The sequence below is a fragment of the Tianxiuia mixotrophica genome (assembly GCF_050596425.1).
Classification (GTDB): domain Bacteria; phylum Bacillota; class Clostridia; order Peptostreptococcales; family Acidaminobacteraceae.
This window is the reverse complement of the sequence record NZ_CP192292.1, coordinates 3068399-3085811: the sequence shown is the minus strand read 5'-3', so window position 1 is coordinate 3085811 and position 17413 is coordinate 3068399. Positions and strand designations below refer to the sequence as shown.

The window sequence follows — 17413 nt, the reverse complement described above, 5'->3', positions numbered from 1 at the left end:
AAGGTAATATAGTAATGGAAATGAGATTATGAATATACTGGAGGGTTAATATGCGTAAAAAAATCGCTGTGATTGCAGTTTCAGCTATTTTAATGACCACATTATCAGCTTGCGGTCAAGCTGATGCAAAAGAAACAGTACAAAGTTTAGCTCTGAAAGAGCAATCTGTACAAACAATATTAATTGAAAGCGGAGACCTAGATAGAACCCTATCGTATAATGGCGTTCTTTCACCGGTGAATATTGTTCATTTGGCGTCTTCTATTCCTGGAGAAATTATGGATGTTCCTGTTCAAGTGGGTGACTCTGTAAATGAAAACGACGTGCTATATAAGCTAGACAAGGAAAGTGTAGAGCGTTCTTTAAGAAATGCTCAGTTGTCTTTGCAAGCGGCACAGCATCAGGTTGAGTCTATGAAAGAACAAAATGACTTGGCTGTGAAATCATATGAGCGTATGAAGGCACTATACGAAAATCCAAATGGGGCTGCGGTTTCCAAATCCCAACTGGAACAAGCTGAACTTCAAGCCAGTACGGCTGGTCTTGAATCGGCGAAAGTGCAATTGTCACAGGCTAAGATTGCCCTTGAACAAGCTAGGGACCAAATGAATGACGCTGACATGAAAGCACCTATCAGTGGTGTGGTTTCGGTACTGAACATTCAAGCAGGTCAGTCCATTGGTGCAGGACAACATGTTGCTGATGTTATCAATATGGATAAGGTCTATGTGGATATTCAAGTGGCAGAAAACGTTATTGGAAATTTGAAAAAAGGTGAGAAGATTCAAGGTCTTGTACCAGCAGTTTCTTCTGAACTTATCGAAGGCACTATTGACTGGGTCAGCCCTGCAGCAGACCTTCAGACAAGGTTATTTCCTGTACGCGTTGTATTTGATAACCCAGATCACCTGGTAAAGCCAGGGATGTTTGTTGATGTAAAACTCAATATTTCGGAGGCTTCACAAGCCATAGTCGTACCATCAACAGCTATACTGGATAGGACAGATGGAAAAGTTGTGTATGTGAGTGAAAATGGTGTTGCAAAGCTTCAATATGTGGAAACCGGTTTTGACAATGGTGAGTACACTGTCATTAATAGTGGACTTGAGCCTGGAGACGAACTGGTTATAGAGGGACAGCAGTTTATTGAAGATGGAACGCCTCTAAATATTAACGGGGGTGAGTGATCTTGGATATTTCAAAAGTATCTGTAAAAAGACCAATTACCGTTATTATGGTGACCCTGATCATAGTTATTATGGGCGGGGTATCATTAAGCATGCTGGCAGTGGATCTTTTTCCAAGTATTGAACTACCTGTAGCGCTTGTTGTAACACAGTTTGAAGGTGCAGGTCCTAAGGAAGTAGAAAAAATGATTGGCAAGCCTATTGAAGACAGCTTGGCAACATTAGAAGGCTTGGAACGCATTACAACCAATGCGTTAAATGGGTCAGCCATAACTGTACTTGAGTTTGATTTTGGAACAGATATGGATATGAAAGCCATAGATATAAGGGAAAGTGTGGACCGAATCAAAGGCTTTCTCCCAGAAGATGCCAACGAGCCCATGGTCCTTAAACTGGACATAAACGCTATGCCAATTATGAGTTTGACCCTTAGTGGTGAAAAAAGTATAAGCGAGTTGGAACAAATCGCTGAAGACGTTGTGTCTCCAAAGCTTGAAAGAATAGGTGGCGTTGCGTCGGTTTCGGTCACAGGTGGGGAAGAACAGGAAGTTCTCATTAATGTTTCTGAGGAAGTTTTATCAGGATACGGTTTAACAGCAGGGCAACTTGCGCAAGTTATTGGCTCTGAAAACTTCAATACCCCTCTTGGCAATATGAATAAGGGGGCCCTAGAACTGAATATAAGACAGGTTGGCGAATTTGAGTCAGTTCAGGAAATTCAGTCTCTAGTCGTTTCTCTGCCTCGAGGTGGACAGGCGCGACTGGAAGAAATTGCAGATGTGCGCTTAACACCTAAAGAAGCAAATGGCATGGTTCATCGTGATGGGGAAAGAACTATTAATATTTCTATCCAGAAGTCATCAGATGCCAACACTGTTGAAGTGGCACGTGAACTGCGTAAAGAGATAAAGAGCATACAAAATGAACTTCAGGGGTCAGATTTAGAAATATTCAGCGACACAGCAACCAATGTGGAAAACGCCATTGATAATGTTGTACAGTCAGCCCTTTTAGGGGGGCTGTTGGCCGTCGTTATTCTATATATGTTCCTGCGTCATTTTAAATCGACCATAGTTATTGGTCTGTCTATTCCAATTTCAGTAATAGCAACATTTATTCTGATTTACTACAATGGCATCACCTTAAACATGATGACTCTAGGGGGGCTGACCCTTGGTGTGGGCATGCTTGTTGATAATTCCATTGTTGTGCTTGAAAACATATTCAGGTATAGAACAGAAGGGGTCGAAGCCAAAACAGCTTCAATCAGAGGGGCAAACGAGGTTCGAAATGCCATATTTGCTTCGACATTGACAACAATAGTTGTTTTCTTGCCACTCACCTTTGTTGAGGGCATGGTCAGCATACTCTTTAGAGATTTTAGTTTGACAGTTGTTATGTCTCTTCTGGCATCTCTTTTTATAGCCTTAACACTCGTGCCTATGCTATCATCAAAACTTCTGGCCACAAACACAAGTGTTCTTAAAACCGGTGAAAAAAAGGCAGGTATCTTTAGGGCAGTTGAAAAGAAGTATAAGAAACTCCTTGAGTTTTCAATGAATCATAGAAAAACAATTGTTGGTGCAACCCTGGCTATATTCATAGTGAGTATGGGGCTTATTGGCGTGGTTGGTGCGGAGTTCTTCCCATCGCAAGATGCAGGACAAATCACGGTGTCTATTAAGCTGCCAGAAGGAAGTGCTTTAGAAAAAACGCAACTTTACGTTGACAATATTGAGGCGTCTATATTAAATGAAGTTGGACAGGATGTCCATTCGATTTTATCAAGCACAGGCTTTGGTGATCGTATGAGTTCTATTACTGGAACAACGTCTTCAAATAGTGCGACCATAAACATTGAACTCATTTCCCTCGAGGACAGGGAACGTACGGATAGAGAAATTGCTGATATTATTCGTACACAGCTGAATCAAGTCTCTGGTGCTGAAATACAGGTAACCAATGAAGGGGGCATGATGGCTGGTGGATCAATGATTGATGTGCAAATAAAAGGCGAAAACATGGACACCCTACGTGCCATCTCTGAAGATTTGGTAGAAGAAATAAAAATGGTTGAGGGAGCAAGAGAGATTGAAAGTTCCCTTGAAGACGGACTGCCTGAAGTTCAACTAAAGATTAATCGTGAGAAGGCAGGCCAGTACGGTCTTACAAGTGGTGCAGTTTCCAGTATGGTTAAGGGCCGAATTGAAGGGATCACAGCTTCTCGAATCAAACTCAATGAAGAGGAAATTGATATTGTTATTAAGAGTAAGCTAGAAGAAGGACGTCAGTTCGAAAGTCTGCAGGACACAGCCCTAATCAGTCCGCTCGGGGTTTCTGTGCCTCTGAGTCAAGTTGCAGAAATCAATGTGGAGCAAGGGCCTAGTGCCATTACAAGAGTCAATCAAGAACGGTATGTAAGTATTACTGGCGATGTCTTTGGTCGAGACTTATCAGCGGTAAATAGGGACATTGTGTCTGTTTTAGAAAATTATAATATGCCAGCAGGTTATAGCTATGATATTGGCGGTCAAGCAGAAGAAATGCAAGAATCCTTTACCAGCTTGATACTCGCTTTGTTGCTATCAGTTGTGCTGGTTTACATGATTATTGCATCACAGTTCGAGTCTTTGGTTCAGCCTTTTGTTATCATGTTCTCTGTGCCGCTTGCCATGTCAGGTGGATTGATTGGTCTCGCTGTGACTGGAACACCTATGAGTGTACCGGCAATGATTGGTATGATCATGTTGGCGGGGATTGTTGTAAACAACGCGATTGTACTTGTGGATGCCATCAACCTGCGTCGTGAAAGAGGCGAAAGCAGGCTGGAAGCTATCATGTCAGCTGGTCCAATTAGACTGCGACCAATCCTAATGACAACAATGACAACAGTTTTAGGCCTGGTTCCTATGGCTATGGCTCTCGGAGAGGGTTCAGAATCTATGGCACCTATGGCTCGGTTTGTTGTTGGTGGTCTTCTTCTATCAACCTTATTAACCTTAGTTTTCATACCAGTTCTATATACGATTGCAGATGATTTGGTTAATAAAGTTTCAAGAGCGAGAAAGAAAAAAGAAAACAAATCACCTCAAGCTGTTGTGGAAGTATAAAAAAGGCGTTTTAAAAAACTGCTGACATGTTTATTTAAAATCCTAGAAATTTGCATAAAGAAAAGCCTTGGCGATATGAATATACCGCCAAGGCTTTTGTTGTTTTTAAAGTTCATTCTTGTTGAGTAGATCATCTAAAGCTTCTTCAAATAGAACCGTTAAACGTTCTTCATCAACACTGTAATAGACACGATTGAACTCGCCAGAGGTCTCTCTGATAATGCCCATACCAAGTAGTTTGTTAATGTGGTATGACATTGTGCCCTTAGCTAGATTAAAGTACTCAGCAAGTTCCTTGCTGTACCATCTTTTCTTTCCAATTAAGCGGAGGATTTCAATACGCTTTGGATCAGAAAGGGCTTTGAGTAGATCTTCTGTGTTCTTTTTGCGCTCTTGCTCATTGAATCGGTTTTCAAGAGCGAAGCCGTAAATGAAAATATTGCCAGATTCATTAATGGCATGGGCATCAAGCTCATAGAAATAACTGATGTATGCCATACCTTCTGACATGTTTTCTGGGATTTGGCCACTGCTCTTAAAGAGTGCCCCCAGATAGGCTTCAAGATCGTCATTCACATAGTCCATGTGGTGACTCTTAACTTCTTCAAGATGGAGCATAACGGCATTTTCGATATACTGGAAAAAGTCATTGTAGTATGTTTCAAATAAAATATCCAGCCTTTGTTTTGTCAGCTCGGGATATTTGAAGAAATGGTAGTACATTTGTGCCTCTTCATCGAGACTGGCATCATCTGTGATAGGCAGATGACCCAAGTGGATAAGCAGGCCCTGGTAACTAATATGCTTAATTTCATCCAGTGACAGGTGAAGGGCTTTGGCCGCAATATCAATAATATCCTGCGGTGTCAGACCCTTGAAATACTCCACAAAAGCTTGAGGTGATTGAATATCATTTTCATGGATGTGTCTTATGGAAATACGTTCGATGCCGCGGTAAGCTATGAAAAAATTGTCGATTTCATTGCGGACGATTCGAGGGAGCTTTTGCTCTATCTGGCCCATGTAAGACTCGATATACGTGTCTAGTTGATAGCGCTTTTGCTCCGAGCTCAGCTCATATTGTGCTCTTCTGGCGTAACGAGCCATAGATGCGAGCATTTCTATAGCTGAATTAGTTTTTAACCCAAACATTTTAAAACCCCTTTTGCTATGATTTTGAACCTGAACCTTGAAAGTTCAAGTAACATACAAGCTAATTATAACAAAAAAATCAAACGTGCAATAAGAAATTCCTACGTATAAACATACGTAGGAATTCTAAACTAATCTTGATTAAGTTGGTGTAGGCTTGTTATTTAAAACTGTCTAGGATAGTATGAATATCCATTGGGGTTCTGTTTCGCTTAGCTAAAGGTTTAAAATCCTTCAAATGATCAACCCGTTCTAAATAAGTTGGCTGATCATTCTTGTATATAACACCAACAGGTATGCCATCATCGCCCCATTCCAGAGCCTTGGCAAATGCGGTTTGCATGTTTGTTGGATCATAATCTTCAGGGAGTTGATAAATGCGGTCCTTATACCATTTGTAGGTATTAACTTTATTGAACGTCACGCAAGGTTGCATGATGTCAATAAGGGCATACCCCTTATGGTCCATAGCTTGTTTAATGATTTCTTTAAGGTGGTCTTGATCACCAGAGAAAGCTCTTGCTACAAAACTTGCACCTATGGAAACAGCCATAGCCACGGGATTGAGTGGGTTAAGACGCACGCCACGTACTTGCAGTGTGGTTTTTTGCCCCTTAGCTGTGGTAGGTGATGCCTGACCCTTTGTAAGGCCATACACCTGGTTGTCATGCACCATATGGACAATGTCTAAGTTGCGTCTAATGTTGTGGATAAAGTGGTTTCCGCCTTCACCGTAAGCATCACCGTCACCTGTTGAAAGAAAAATCTTCAGGTCAGGATTGGCCACATAGGCTCCAAAGGCGAGGGGAAGCCCTCGACCGTGCAAGCCATTTAGACCATTGGCCTTAATATAGTGAGGCATTTTAGCAGCCTGTCCAATCCCCGATACCAAAAGAACATCTTCAGGGTTTAAATCCATATCATTCAGAGCGTCTTTGATTGCATTTTGAATACCGAAGTTTCCGCAACCCGGGCACCAAGTGTTTTCAACGTTATTGTCAAATCTATTTTTAGTTTTTTTGTCATTTCCACCATTGATTTCGATTTGAGTCATTTAGATCAACTCCTTCACTTGGTCAGCCACTTCTCTGAAATTAAGCTGTCGACCATCAAATTTCAGTATACTTTCATCCATGTCAATACCTGTCTCCATACGAATGAGACGAGCCAACTGACCTGTATAGTTCATTTCTACATTGATTAATTTCTTCGCAGTTGTTGCATAGGACCGAAGTTTCTTCTCAGGAAGCGGGAAGAGGTCACCAAATACAAGGGCACCTACTCTGTGGCCTTCCTTGTTTAGAAGGTCAACGGCATCTTTTAGAGCCCCTTTCATGGAACCCCATCCGATTAAAATGGTTTCAGCAGAACTTGGACCAAAGTAATCTGGTTCTTGAAGTTCTTTTTTGAGCAATTCCATTTTCTTCATTCTTCTATGCATCATGTCTGTACGAAGTTTGGCATCTTCTGTAATGTGACCAACTTCATCATGTTCGTGACTGTCTACAAAGGTCAGTGTTGAGCCACTCTGACCTGGCAACATTCGTGGTGTCAATGATGCACTGAGGTCATAGATTTTATAAAGGTCATTAAGATCCTTTTTATCATCTATGAGAGTGTTGATTTGAAGACTATTCAGATCAGGCTCAACAAATGTTTGAGCCATGTCAGCCAAGTACTGGTCACTTAAAAGAATCACTGGAAGTCGATATGTTTCAGCGATGTTTAGGGCACGGGCTGACTGATAAAAAGCGTCTTCAACGTCTTTTACAGAAATAATCATTCTTGGCATTTCCCCTTGGGGGGCAGTAAGAACAAAACTTAAGTCACTTTGTTCAGTTCTTGTAGGTAGACCGGTACCTGGTCCAGGTCGCTGGACGTCTACAGCCACTATTGGAACTTCACCAATACCTGCAAAGCCTAGTGCTTCAACCATTAGGGCCAGACCGCCACCAGAAGATCCTGTCATAGAACGTGCACCAGTGGCTGAGGCACCGATTACAGTATTCATTGCAGCAATTTCATCTTCTGCCTGTTCAACCAATATGCCTGCTTTAGCTTCATACTGGCTAAGTGTAGTCATAACGCCAGTGGATGGAGCCATAGGGTAGGCGCAGTAGAAATCTAGTCCGCCAGCCAGTGCTCCAAGTGCAATGGCTTGGTTGCCTGACATGTATAAAGATTCTGATTTTTCGGCCTCTATTGGTTCAAAGATTTTCTTTGATGCATTAAAGGCTTCTAGGGCTGTGTCATAGTTCTTTTTACGCATTTCTTCTGGCCATTTTGGAATGCTGATTTTTTCAAGTTCTTTTTCATTAAGACCAATGGCTTTCACAATAGCACCAACGGCTATAGATGAAATACCTCTTGGATTTTTATTGTTGGCTCCAATTTCTTTAATAGGGACACGGATAACATTTTTAACATTTGTTTCTACATTTGTATCACAAATTAAATATCCATTCTCATGAAGTTTGGAACTGTGTAAGTTTACGGCTTCTTGATTCAAAGCAACAATCAGGTCGATCTTGGGATCGTGACTTGATATGGGTTCGTTGCCAAAACGTACTTGTGTAAAATTGGCGCCACCACGGACTCTTGACATATAGTCCTTCATTGTGTGAATGTGGTATCCCTGGTCTCTTAGTATTCTTACTAGAAAGTAGGAAAGCGTGTTAATGCCATGACCGGCTGTGCCGCCAATGAGTAAATTCTTGATCATTTTTATCACCTCGTTGATAACGATTCTCATTTGATTGATTATAGTATACCAAAATAGTGTATGTTTACAAGACCTATTATGAAAAAATCACTAATTATTACTTAACAAACTGTAATAAATACAAAGTTAAAACGATTATATTTGCATACATTCAATAAAAATGGCTCCTTGGTATATATAACCAAATGACTGGATGTTAAACCGTAGCTTGTCAAGTTGCCAGACTTAATTTAAAATCTAAGTGATGGTGTAATTCTTATAGAGACAGATAAAAAAAGCCTTATTTGAATTTGGCAGAATGGTGTGATGAAATGACAAGAAAAAGAATTAATAGCATGATGCTGTGTTTAATCGGTGTTCTTGCCCTTTCGGGATGTGGAGCCTTGAGTTCTGAACCGGCTTCAGAATCAAATCAGGTGATAGAAGACAGCGGCGGAACCATGATCGCAGATCTGATAGACTTAAGCGATCGTCTTCAATTTCCAGAATACGAAGAAGCAAGTGGCCTCTTATTTAGTGACACAGGGTTTATTGAAACCATGTCAAAGGCGACAGACAATTACTATTTGTTTAATCCTGTGGCCAACGAACGTTATGCGAAATCAGGCATGTTGTCTGAATGGACCACTAAAGAAAAAGACAAGCTGATAAAACTCACAATGGAGTTTGAAAACCAATTTGAAAACTATGGCATTGAGTTTGAAAATGGTATCAATCTAATTAAAATCGCATCAGGATCAAGATTGCCAATGGTCTTTATATCAGAAGACAATATTATTTTAAGTCAGGAAGCTGTTGACCTGCATAAGGATGTTTTAAAAGAGGAAATGGTGCAGGTTTACTTCAAATTATACTTAGGACAGAACAGGGCCATGCTAGAAAGTTTGAGTGCACAGCTTGGATTTTTACCTGTTGAGGGCGTAAGGTTGGATGAATCCTTAGTGGATCATATTGTTATTCGACCAGGAATATACCAGCCCTTTAAATTTACAGCAAGCAGGTCAGATATTGACCCTTCACCGGAATACACCTGGGTTCCAATTTCCTTTATCAATCCAGAGACAAAACTTGTGGAGGATTACATGCTGGCAGTCAACATCACAACGAATGGTGAAGCCAGTATAAGAACTATTAAGACAACCAACCCTTATTTATCGCAAATAGGAGCCATGAACAAGTATATGGCCATGCCCCTATCAAAGTTAAAGGATGTCCATATTAACTTAGGGGAAATCCCAGACACTTATACGCACCCAGAAGATATACTGGCTCTTAATTTCATGTATTTGGTTCTTGAAAGACCTGTCACAGGGACTGGAACCATTGAAAAACTAAAGACGAAGTTAGAATCCTAATCTGATAAAAATTCTCTGAGCGTTGATTTAACTAAAAAAACAGTACAAGCGCCCCGTCTGTGAAATTAAATTATTTTGCTACGGGGTTTTTATTTTTCTTCCAGGGGTAAGTGATTAATGGGAGGGATACTATGTTTGATCTTTATATTGACATTGAGTCCGGTGCAGATGTCACTGAAATTATAAATGGAGTTGTAAGTTCAGGTTTGGTACAAGTGGATGAATTGGTGGAGTCTCTAAACAAGAGGTTTTACGGTATTGCCCAGTTTTATTATCAAAGCAAGGAACAAGATGGCTGCAAATCAACAATGATCTATATAAATGGTCAGACGCACTCGAGTGATCTTTCAAGCATAAGTTCACATGCTTATAAATCAGGACCTGTGTTCAAAGACCAAGTTTTATACGATGACCAAAAGAGGGGGGACCAGTCTCCTATTCGTTTTACAGGAAATTCAAGGGTTGACGACGTCAGGAGTCTGAACACAGCCCTTGGAATCAACGCAGCAGAACTGGAAAACCTATCGGCAAGATGGCCAGCAAAAGTACAGCTGGTGGGGGCTGCCTTGTATTCAGTTCTTAAAAGTTTTCAACTGGGAGATGTTTATGTCATTGACAAGGTTAAATTATCTAACGGAATCACCTATAGTGTTGAGGACGCCTGGAGACAGAAACAATACTTAAAACCATATGAATCAGCTGCGCTTGGTGCGGTCTTAGCCAATGGAAATGTCTTAAATAGGGATGATTTCAAAAAAGTAATAAACAGTCAAAGGTCAAGCCATTCAAATATGTCTGTTCACAGATTCAAGAACGTTTACGTTGTTGAACATAAAGATGACCTTTACAAAACAGGAATGAATCGCTATAATGAGTACCGTAATAACCTAACTAAATAATCAATCGTTTGAAAAGTGGGGAGCCCGGAAACGGGCTGAGATAGAAATGTGTATTTCTGACCCAATGAACCTGTATGGATAATGCCTGCGTAGGGAGCTCTTTTCATGTTAATCGCAAATATATTTGTGACTATCGTGCATACTCTATTGGGTGTGCATTTTTTATTGCAAAAATGCACAGCGGTTATGAATCACCCCGGCACATCCCAGGCTCATATTGTTGAGGAGGATGGAAAATGTATAAAACACAAATGCAAGCGGCTCGTAAAGGGATCATTACTGAGGAAATGAAGATTGTTGCCAAGAAGGAAAACATTGCAGTTGAATACCTTCGTGAGAAAATGGCTGAAGGCAAAATTATAATCCCAGCCAACAAAAATCATAAAAACATTGATCCACAAGCAGTTGGAGAAGGTCTAAGAACTAAAATTAATGTTAATCTGGGCATCTCGAAGGACTGTAAGAGCTTTGAAGTGGAAATGGAAAAAGTTGAAACAGCACTAAACATGGGTGTTGAAGCTATCATGGACTTAAGTTCATATGGTAAGACAAGAGAGTTTAGACAACTCTTAATTGAAAAATCACCAGCTATGATCGGAACAGTTCCAGTCTATGATGCCATAGGTTTTTATGACAAAGAGTTGTCTGACATCACTTCAAAAGAGTTCCTGGATGTTGTTAGAAGACATGCTGAAGATGGTGTGGACTTTGTTACCATCCATGCAGGGATCAACAGGGACACTATGGAGGTCTTTAAACGTAATCCACGTCTAAATCACATTGTTTCAAGAGGGGGATCACTCTCATATGCATGGATGGAGTTAACAGGCAACGAGAATCCATTCTATGAGTACTACGATGAACTCCTTGACATCTGTGCTGAGCATGATGTAACGCTGTCTCTAGGGGATGCATGTCGCCCAGGGAGTATTCATGACGCAACAGATGCCAGTCAAATCAAAGAACTCATGGTTCTTGGAGAATTGACTAAGCGAGCTTGGGAAAAAGATGTACAAGTTATGATTGAAGGACCGGGTCACATGGCTCTTAATGAAATAGAAGCCAATATGCTTCTTGAAAAGAAACTTTGCCACGGCGCACCATTTTATGTTCTTGGACCGATTGTAACAGATGTTGCTCCTGGATATGATCATATAACTAGTGCCATCGGCGGTGCACTGGCTGCAAGTCACGGCGCTGATTTCCTTTGCTATGTTACACCAGCTGAACACCTTCGCCTACCAAATCTTGATGACATGAAAGAAGGCATTGTGGCTGCAAAAATTGCTGCCCATGCTGGCGATATTGCCAAGGGTGTACCAGGTGCAAGAGATTGGGACAATAAGATGAGTGCTGCTAGACAAAAACTTGACTGGGAGGGCATGTTTGAACTGGCTCTTGAACCTGAAAAACCAAGACGATACAGAAAAGAATCAACACCAGAACATGAGGACACATGTACAATGTGCGGAAAAATGTGTTCAATGAGAAATATGAATAAAGTCATGGAAGGTCAAGATCTAAATATTTTAAGAGAAGACAAAGTTACAGAAGACACAGTTTAGGCGTGTCTTATGGAGAAGCTTTCAGAAAGAGGTGTGCCATGCACTTGCACACCTCAGACTATAGATTCGCCTGAGCTTAAAGAAGCCTGCGGTGTGTTTGCGTGTTCACTTGAAAGCCCTATGGGGCTTAGTCCTTATCTTGAAAAGGGCTTGAAAGCCTTGCAGCACAGAGGAGAAGATGGAAGTGGGCTTGTCTATTTAAATTCTAATAACAAGCTGACTGTCCATAAGACCACTGGGCTTGTTCAAGATTTATTTCAGCCCCTGGAAAAAGATAATATGACGAGTCATTTGTCCCTTGGACATGTACGTTATGGCACCAGTGGGAAAGACAAAGAAGACTTGGTTCAACCATTGGTAAAAAAGGAGTCCAATCTGGCGATTGCATTTAACGGCCAGGTCGAAACAAGGGGATATAAAAGTGATACAGCGCGACTTCTTGACCTCTTTGCCACCTTTTTAGAAGCCTTTAATAGTTCTCAAGATAAAAATGTCAAAGAACAGCTGATTGAAAAATTAACAAGGGCTTCGAGTCAAGAAGCATTTTCTGTTGTTGCCCTGCATGATGATTTCCTATATGCCTATAGGGACGAGAATGGAACGCGTCCGCTATTTATGGCAGATGTTGATATCGATGGACAAAAGGGGATTGCCCTTGCATCGGAGACCTGTGCCTTTAATCAGTTTGAAGTGTCGTCTATAAGTGAAATAAGCCCTGGAGGGCTTGTTATACTTAAAAGTGGAAAAGTGGTATTCGACCATGCCCCTCAAAAGAACAAAAAGCTGTTTTGTGCCTTTGAAGCCTTGTACTTTAGCCGGGAGGATTCACTTTATTGTCAAGGAAAGTCCTACTATGATATAAGAAAAGAAATTGGCTGTGCCCTTGCTCGTACCGACAACCATGACGGACTGCCAAAGATTGATCTTGTTATTGGTGTTCCGCAGTCGGGAATGCCGGCCGCTTTAGGTTACGCGAGGCAGCTGGGTGTGCATCTGGAGTTTGGTCTTATTAAAAGCCGTTATCAGGGACGAAGTTTTATCCAGCCAAGTGAGGATCAAAGAAAACGTGTTTTAGAAGAAAAACTCCAAGTGCAAGCATCTGTTATTAGTGGGAAGCATGTCCTTGTGGTGGATGATACCCTTGTGCGGGGACACACTATGAAACATATAGTTAGAATGCTGAGACGGGCAGGGGCTAAAAGTGTTCATGTAAGAATTGGAGCCCCGAAAATTGTATCACCCTGTTCCAAAGGTGTGGATACAGGACGGGAAACCAGACTGCCTGCTTCAGATTTTAGCGAGTCGGGCCTGAGGAAACATATAGGGGCAGACAGCCTTGAATTTTTAAGGCTTGAAATGCTCGAAAGCGTTGTTGGAAAGAGTATATGCAGGGCATGTTTTTTAAAAGCATGACTATAAATCTGCCCTGAATAACTTCGTTATACTTGCCGGCACTTGGGCTTTGATGAGCCAACTTCACAATTTTATAAATTAGATGTTTGCAAAATAAAAAATGCGACACAAGTACTGGAGGTTTTTCTCCATGACCTTGTGTCGCTTTTAATTATTTTTTCTTTTTTCTTTCATTCATATATTCTGTGGCTTTTTTATGAATAAACTTGGATGTTTTATGGGCACCTTGAGCCCCTTTTTTTAGAACATAACCGGCCAGTTTGGCCTTGTATATAGCACTTTTGGCTTCGTGGATGGCAATGGGCTTTAAAAGCTCAGCGATTTCATCCTTCATGGACTCAGAAGTCTTTGTGTCTTCTTCCAGTCCCTTGTCTACAATGTTGTTCACAGTCTCACTTGGCTGGGAATGATCTTGTTTTTCTGCCGTATCATTCTTTTCGCGATTAGACATGCTTTCACCACCTTTGAGACCTTATCATACAACAAAAGTATGATAAAATCATTATAAGATGATTAAAACTTTCATAAGAGGACTCTTAAGATTTTCAATGGTCCCAGTAGGGTATAAATGATTTAGTCATTAAGGAGGCACACTATGGACAATAAACTTGGACGCGCAGCTTATTTAACCATTGGCACAACGAATGTGGACACATCTATGGGCCTTTATGAAAAGCTGGGTTTTAAAAGAGAAAATGAAGGCAGTGCACCTGTTCGGTGGACAGAAATATGTGATGGATCACTACATATTATATTAGTGGAAGGCAAAGATGAGTATCTTGGATTAACTTATGTTTCAGATGATATAGATTCTGGGATTGAGACTCTGAAGGCGGCTGGTCTGAGACCAGTCATGACGGTGGGCACAGAAGAAGCGCCGAGACAGGTAATAGCTCAAATTAGGCCTGGTGTGCTGGTGAGCATAAATCAATCAAGACCAGATGTGGACTATAATTATGTCAGCAAGACCCTTATGGATATTGATTTTACGAACCTGACCCCGGAGAATTTTCCAAACAGTCAATGCGGTATTTTTGGCGAGCTTGCCTTAAACATCAACCAACTAGACGCGGAGATTGCCTTCTGGGAGAAAATCGGGTTTTCTGTTGGAGAAAAAAACACCATGCCTTATCCATGGGCGATCGTGAGTGATGGACTTTTTATTATAGGTCTGCATGAGACTGATGAGTTTGACCAGCCGGCTCTGACTTATTTTGACCTAAATATGGATGAAAAAATAAAAAATTTACAAGAAACCGGAGTGGAGTTTGCTAGTATAGACAATGACAACTCTGGAACCATAAACACGCCAGAAGGCCAAAGATTTTTTCTTTTTCCCCTTGGACAGTGAGAAATAGGTCTTTCTATAGGGCCGTCTGTCATGGTAGAATTTTGATATATTCATAGATTATCGCTTGCAGAATAGATGGTGCAGGCAGACACTCAAATAGAAAATGGAGGGTGACCGAATGGACCGAATTCAACTTCTTCAGCGTGCTGTGGAATACGAACGCGAAGGGTATGACTACTATATGAGGCAATCAAAAATGCTTCATGATGAGCAAATTTGCAATGTCTTTAAAGTTGTAGCACAAGAGGAACTTAAACATATAGACTGGCTTAAAGCAATTATTTCTGACCAACTGGAGGCCACTGAGAAAGTCGCATTTTTGGTTTCAGCCCAACCCCTTAGAGATGTTAAGATAGACTGGGACTCAATAAAGCGTATTGGCCTTTCTGATGTCAACAACGTCTATGACCATGCTATAAAGCTGGAGTCTGATGCCATAGACTTTTACAAGAGTTTTAAGGGACAAGTGAAGCCAGAGGCAGAAAAACTACTTGATACCATTATTGCATGGGAAGAATCTCATTTGGAGCTTTTTAAGAGATTAAAAGAAAATGGAAATTCAGCTGTATAAATAAAACACTCTGCTGGTTGCCAAGGAAATGGCATTGTCCAGTGGAGTTTTTTTATTCTCGAAACTAAGTATTGAAATTTATTATGAGACAAGTAAGAAATTGTGGGTATCCTTATGATATTTTACAAGTGATTTCAAAGAGACTGTTAAAGACTGTATGGTTAAAAAGGGAGGCAAAATGTATCAATTTATAAGATTTTTGGGGTGGCTTATCGTAATTCTATATCTACTGTCAGTTGACAGATACTACTTGCGCTTGGGACCCTTCCAAAGGAATGAATCTCTAAAAACGATACGCCTGTTTTTAGTTAAGCGACACAAGATATTTGGTATATGCGCTTTTGTCATAGGCCTAATTCATGGATTTCTTGCATTCACAAGAATTAGCCCTTCACTGACTGGAAGTCTGACCCTCTTTCTTATGATAACAACTGTTGCCATAGGCATTGGCCTTCATTATAAGAAAATAAAATTGAGCGGCATGAAAACACACAGGACTATATCTATACTTATTGTGGTGGGGATAGTGGTCCATGTGCTTTATCCCTATCTCTTCTTATATTAAGTTAGAATAACTAGCTATTAAGTTAGAACAATCAGCCACACATTCATAATAGTCCACCAAAGGCCTGTGAACATAAAAAAAACCGGCTAGAAGCCGGCTGACTGATCAGCGTTGTTATTCTCAAGTGAATTTATAACCATTTATACATAATCCACGAAAGACACTATGATTCCCTGTAGATCAGTCCATATAAAACTTTTCTGCACTTACAATATATCCATTAAATGGAGAGACTAAACAGGTCGAACATCAAGTTTGCTAAAGACTGTAAGAGGTCTGAAAGCTTTTGTTTTATAGGTGTGTTTTACGTGACTGAATCAGAAATACCATAGGATTTTAACATTCTGTGAACGTTTTGTTAAAACGAAAAAAATGCTACCACATGTGTTGACAAGGCTTTTCGCTGGTGGTATCTTTATTACAGAAAGATATTAGCACTCAAATTTAACGAGTGCTAACAAGAGGAGAAAGGGAGGGTATATGAATATAAATGAACGAAAACTCCTTATTCTCAAAGCCATCATCGACGATTTCATTAATACGGCACAGCCTGTCGGATCGAGAACGCTCGCCAAGAATTATCCCCTCGGGATAAGTTCAGCGACAATTCGAAATGAAATGGCCGATTTAGAGGATTTGGGACTGCTCCAACAACCCCATACATCGGCGGGCCGGATTCCCTCGGGACAAGGCTACAGACTGTATGTGGACAACCTCATGAAACACTCTGCTTTGGGAAGGGCACAGCAAGAAAAAATTAAAAGCTTGCTTTTAAGCAATTTGATTGAACTGGATGATGTTGTCAAACAGGCTGTGAAACTGCTTTCGCAGATCACAGGAATGACAGCTGTCATCTCACTTCCAAAATTCAATTTAAGTAAGCTGGAAAATATTAAACTGGTTAAGATAAACGACCAAAAAGTGCTTCTTATTCTTGTATCAAACAGCGGAGATTTTAAAACAATTCCACTGGGAATTAACAGCTCAAACCAGCAGGTGCTTGATATGATCACGGATGCCATGACAAAACGACTTCATGGACTCACGATCAAAGACATTACACTTAGAACAATAGGTGCAATCAAATCAGACCTGCCGAATTATATAGGATTCATAGACTACCTGATGCCTATTCTAAGAGACACTTTTAGAGACATCGATCAAGTTGAAACCTACGTTGAAGGGATTCATAATGTTCTAAACCTTCCAGAGTTTCAGGAAGTGGGAAGGGCTCAAGAGTTCTTTGACACGATGGAAAGCAGGGAAAAAATCTGCAAAATGCTTGAAAATGGTGAAGCGGAAGGCATTACGGTACGCATTGGACCAGAAATTGGACTTGAGGAACTTTCAGACTGTAGTATGATACGCGCCAGCTACAAGGTTAATAATGTGGTAGCAGGCAGTTTGGCAGTCATTGGACCCATGCGAATGGACTATGGTGCATCAGTGGCTGTTGTCGATTACATTCGTGAAACGTTGTCGGAAATATTCTCAGGTATTAACTTATAGTTGAAGCACATGCT

Annotated in this window: 14 protein-coding genes and 1 riboswitch; of the genes, 10 read left to right on the top strand and 4 right to left on the bottom strand. The window is 40.8% G+C overall.

Annotated elements, in window-relative coordinates; genetic code table 11:
* Positions 1 to 50: 50 nt before the first annotated feature.
* Both ACQ4KW_RS13540 and ACQ4KW_RS13535 read left to right on the top strand, forming a co-directional pair.
* The gene (locus ACQ4KW_RS13540) at positions 51 to 1187 is read left to right on the top strand and encodes an efflux RND transporter periplasmic adaptor subunit (RefSeq protein ID WP_430883016.1); all 1137 of its coding nucleotides are present in this window, start codon (positions 51 to 53) and stop codon (positions 1185 to 1187) included.
* Positions 1188 to 1189: 2 nt separating this feature from the next.
* Positions 1190 to 4297: an efflux RND transporter permease subunit gene (locus ACQ4KW_RS13535; RefSeq protein ID WP_430883015.1), complete on the top strand. Its 3108-nt coding sequence runs from the start codon at positions 1190 to 1192 to the stop codon at positions 4295 to 4297.
* A 105-nt stretch (positions 4298 to 4402) separates the two neighbouring features.
* On the opposite strand, the gene ACQ4KW_RS13530 is transcribed toward ACQ4KW_RS13535, so the two are convergent.
* From ACQ4KW_RS13530 to ACQ4KW_RS13520, 3 genes are all read right to left on the bottom strand, one after another.
* Positions 4403 to 5449, bottom strand: a complete 1047-nt coding sequence (locus tag ACQ4KW_RS13530) for an ArsR/SmtB family transcription factor (RefSeq protein WP_430883014.1) — start codon at positions 5447 to 5449, stop codon at positions 4403 to 4405.
* Positions 5450 to 5609: 160 nt separating this feature from the next.
* Positions 5610 to 6503, bottom strand: coding sequence for a thiamine pyrophosphate-dependent enzyme (locus ACQ4KW_RS13525; protein ID WP_430883013.1), 894 nt, complete (start codon positions 6501 to 6503; stop codon positions 5610 to 5612).
* Positions 6504 to 8171, bottom strand: coding sequence for a 2-oxoacid:acceptor oxidoreductase subunit alpha (locus ACQ4KW_RS13520; protein ID WP_430883012.1), 1668 nt, complete (start codon positions 8169 to 8171; stop codon positions 6504 to 6506).
* Between the two features lie 311 nt (positions 8172 to 8482).
* On the opposite strand from ACQ4KW_RS13520, the gene ACQ4KW_RS13515 reads away from it, so the two are divergent.
* The 4 genes from ACQ4KW_RS13515 (at position 8483) to ACQ4KW_RS13500 (ending at position 13403) form a co-directional block, all read left to right on the top strand.
* On the top strand, positions 8483 to 9526 hold the full coding sequence (locus ACQ4KW_RS13515; protein WP_430883011.1) for a hypothetical protein: 1044 nt from the start codon (positions 8483 to 8485) through the stop codon (positions 9524 to 9526).
* Positions 9527 to 9657: 131 nt separating this feature from the next.
* Complete coding sequence (locus ACQ4KW_RS13510) at positions 9658 to 10425, top strand: hypothetical protein (protein ID WP_430883010.1); 768 nt, start codon at positions 9658 to 9660, stop codon at positions 10423 to 10425.
* 6 nt (positions 10426 to 10431) lie between these two features.
* Positions 10432 to 10539, top strand: a riboswitch (TPP riboswitch).
* Between the two features lie 122 nt (positions 10540 to 10661).
* Entirely contained in the window at positions 10662 to 11990 is a 1329-nt protein-coding gene (gene thiC / locus ACQ4KW_RS13505) for a phosphomethylpyrimidine synthase ThiC (RefSeq protein ID WP_430883009.1), read from the top strand.
* A gap of 9 nt (positions 11991 to 11999) precedes the next feature.
* On the top strand, positions 12000 to 13403 hold the full coding sequence (locus tag ACQ4KW_RS13500; RefSeq protein WP_430883008.1) for an amidophosphoribosyltransferase: 1404 nt from the start codon (positions 12000 to 12002) through the stop codon (positions 13401 to 13403).
* A gap of 151 nt (positions 13404 to 13554) precedes the next feature.
* On the opposite strand, the gene ACQ4KW_RS13495 is transcribed toward ACQ4KW_RS13500, so the two are convergent.
* Positions 13555 to 13854 carry a hypothetical protein gene (locus ACQ4KW_RS13495; RefSeq protein WP_430883007.1) on the bottom strand — a complete coding sequence of 100 codons (300 nt, stop codon included), beginning with the start codon at positions 13852 to 13854 and terminating at the stop codon, positions 13555 to 13557.
* 144 nt (positions 13855 to 13998) lie between these two features.
* Here ACQ4KW_RS13495 and ACQ4KW_RS13490 point away from each other — a divergent pair, with 144 nt between their 5' ends.
* The 4 genes from ACQ4KW_RS13490 to hrcA all read left to right on the top strand — a co-directional run bounded on the left by ACQ4KW_RS13490 (position 13999) and on the right by hrcA (position 17399).
* Entirely contained in the window at positions 13999 to 14754 is a 756-nt protein-coding gene (locus ACQ4KW_RS13490; RefSeq protein WP_430883006.1) for a VOC family protein, read from the top strand.
* A 118-nt stretch (positions 14755 to 14872) separates the two neighbouring features.
* The gene (locus tag ACQ4KW_RS13485; protein ID WP_430883005.1) at positions 14873 to 15325 is read left to right on the top strand and encodes a ferritin family protein; all 453 of its coding nucleotides are present in this window, start codon (positions 14873 to 14875) and stop codon (positions 15323 to 15325) included.
* A 178-nt stretch (positions 15326 to 15503) separates the two neighbouring features.
* Complete coding sequence (locus ACQ4KW_RS13480) at positions 15504 to 15890, top strand: hypothetical protein (RefSeq protein ID WP_430883004.1); 387 nt, start codon at positions 15504 to 15506, stop codon at positions 15888 to 15890.
* Positions 15891 to 16370: 480 nt separating this feature from the next.
* Complete coding sequence (gene hrcA / locus ACQ4KW_RS13475; protein WP_430883003.1) at positions 16371 to 17399, top strand: heat-inducible transcriptional repressor HrcA; 1029 nt, start codon at positions 16371 to 16373, stop codon at positions 17397 to 17399.
* Positions 17400 to 17413 lie beyond the last annotated feature (14 nt).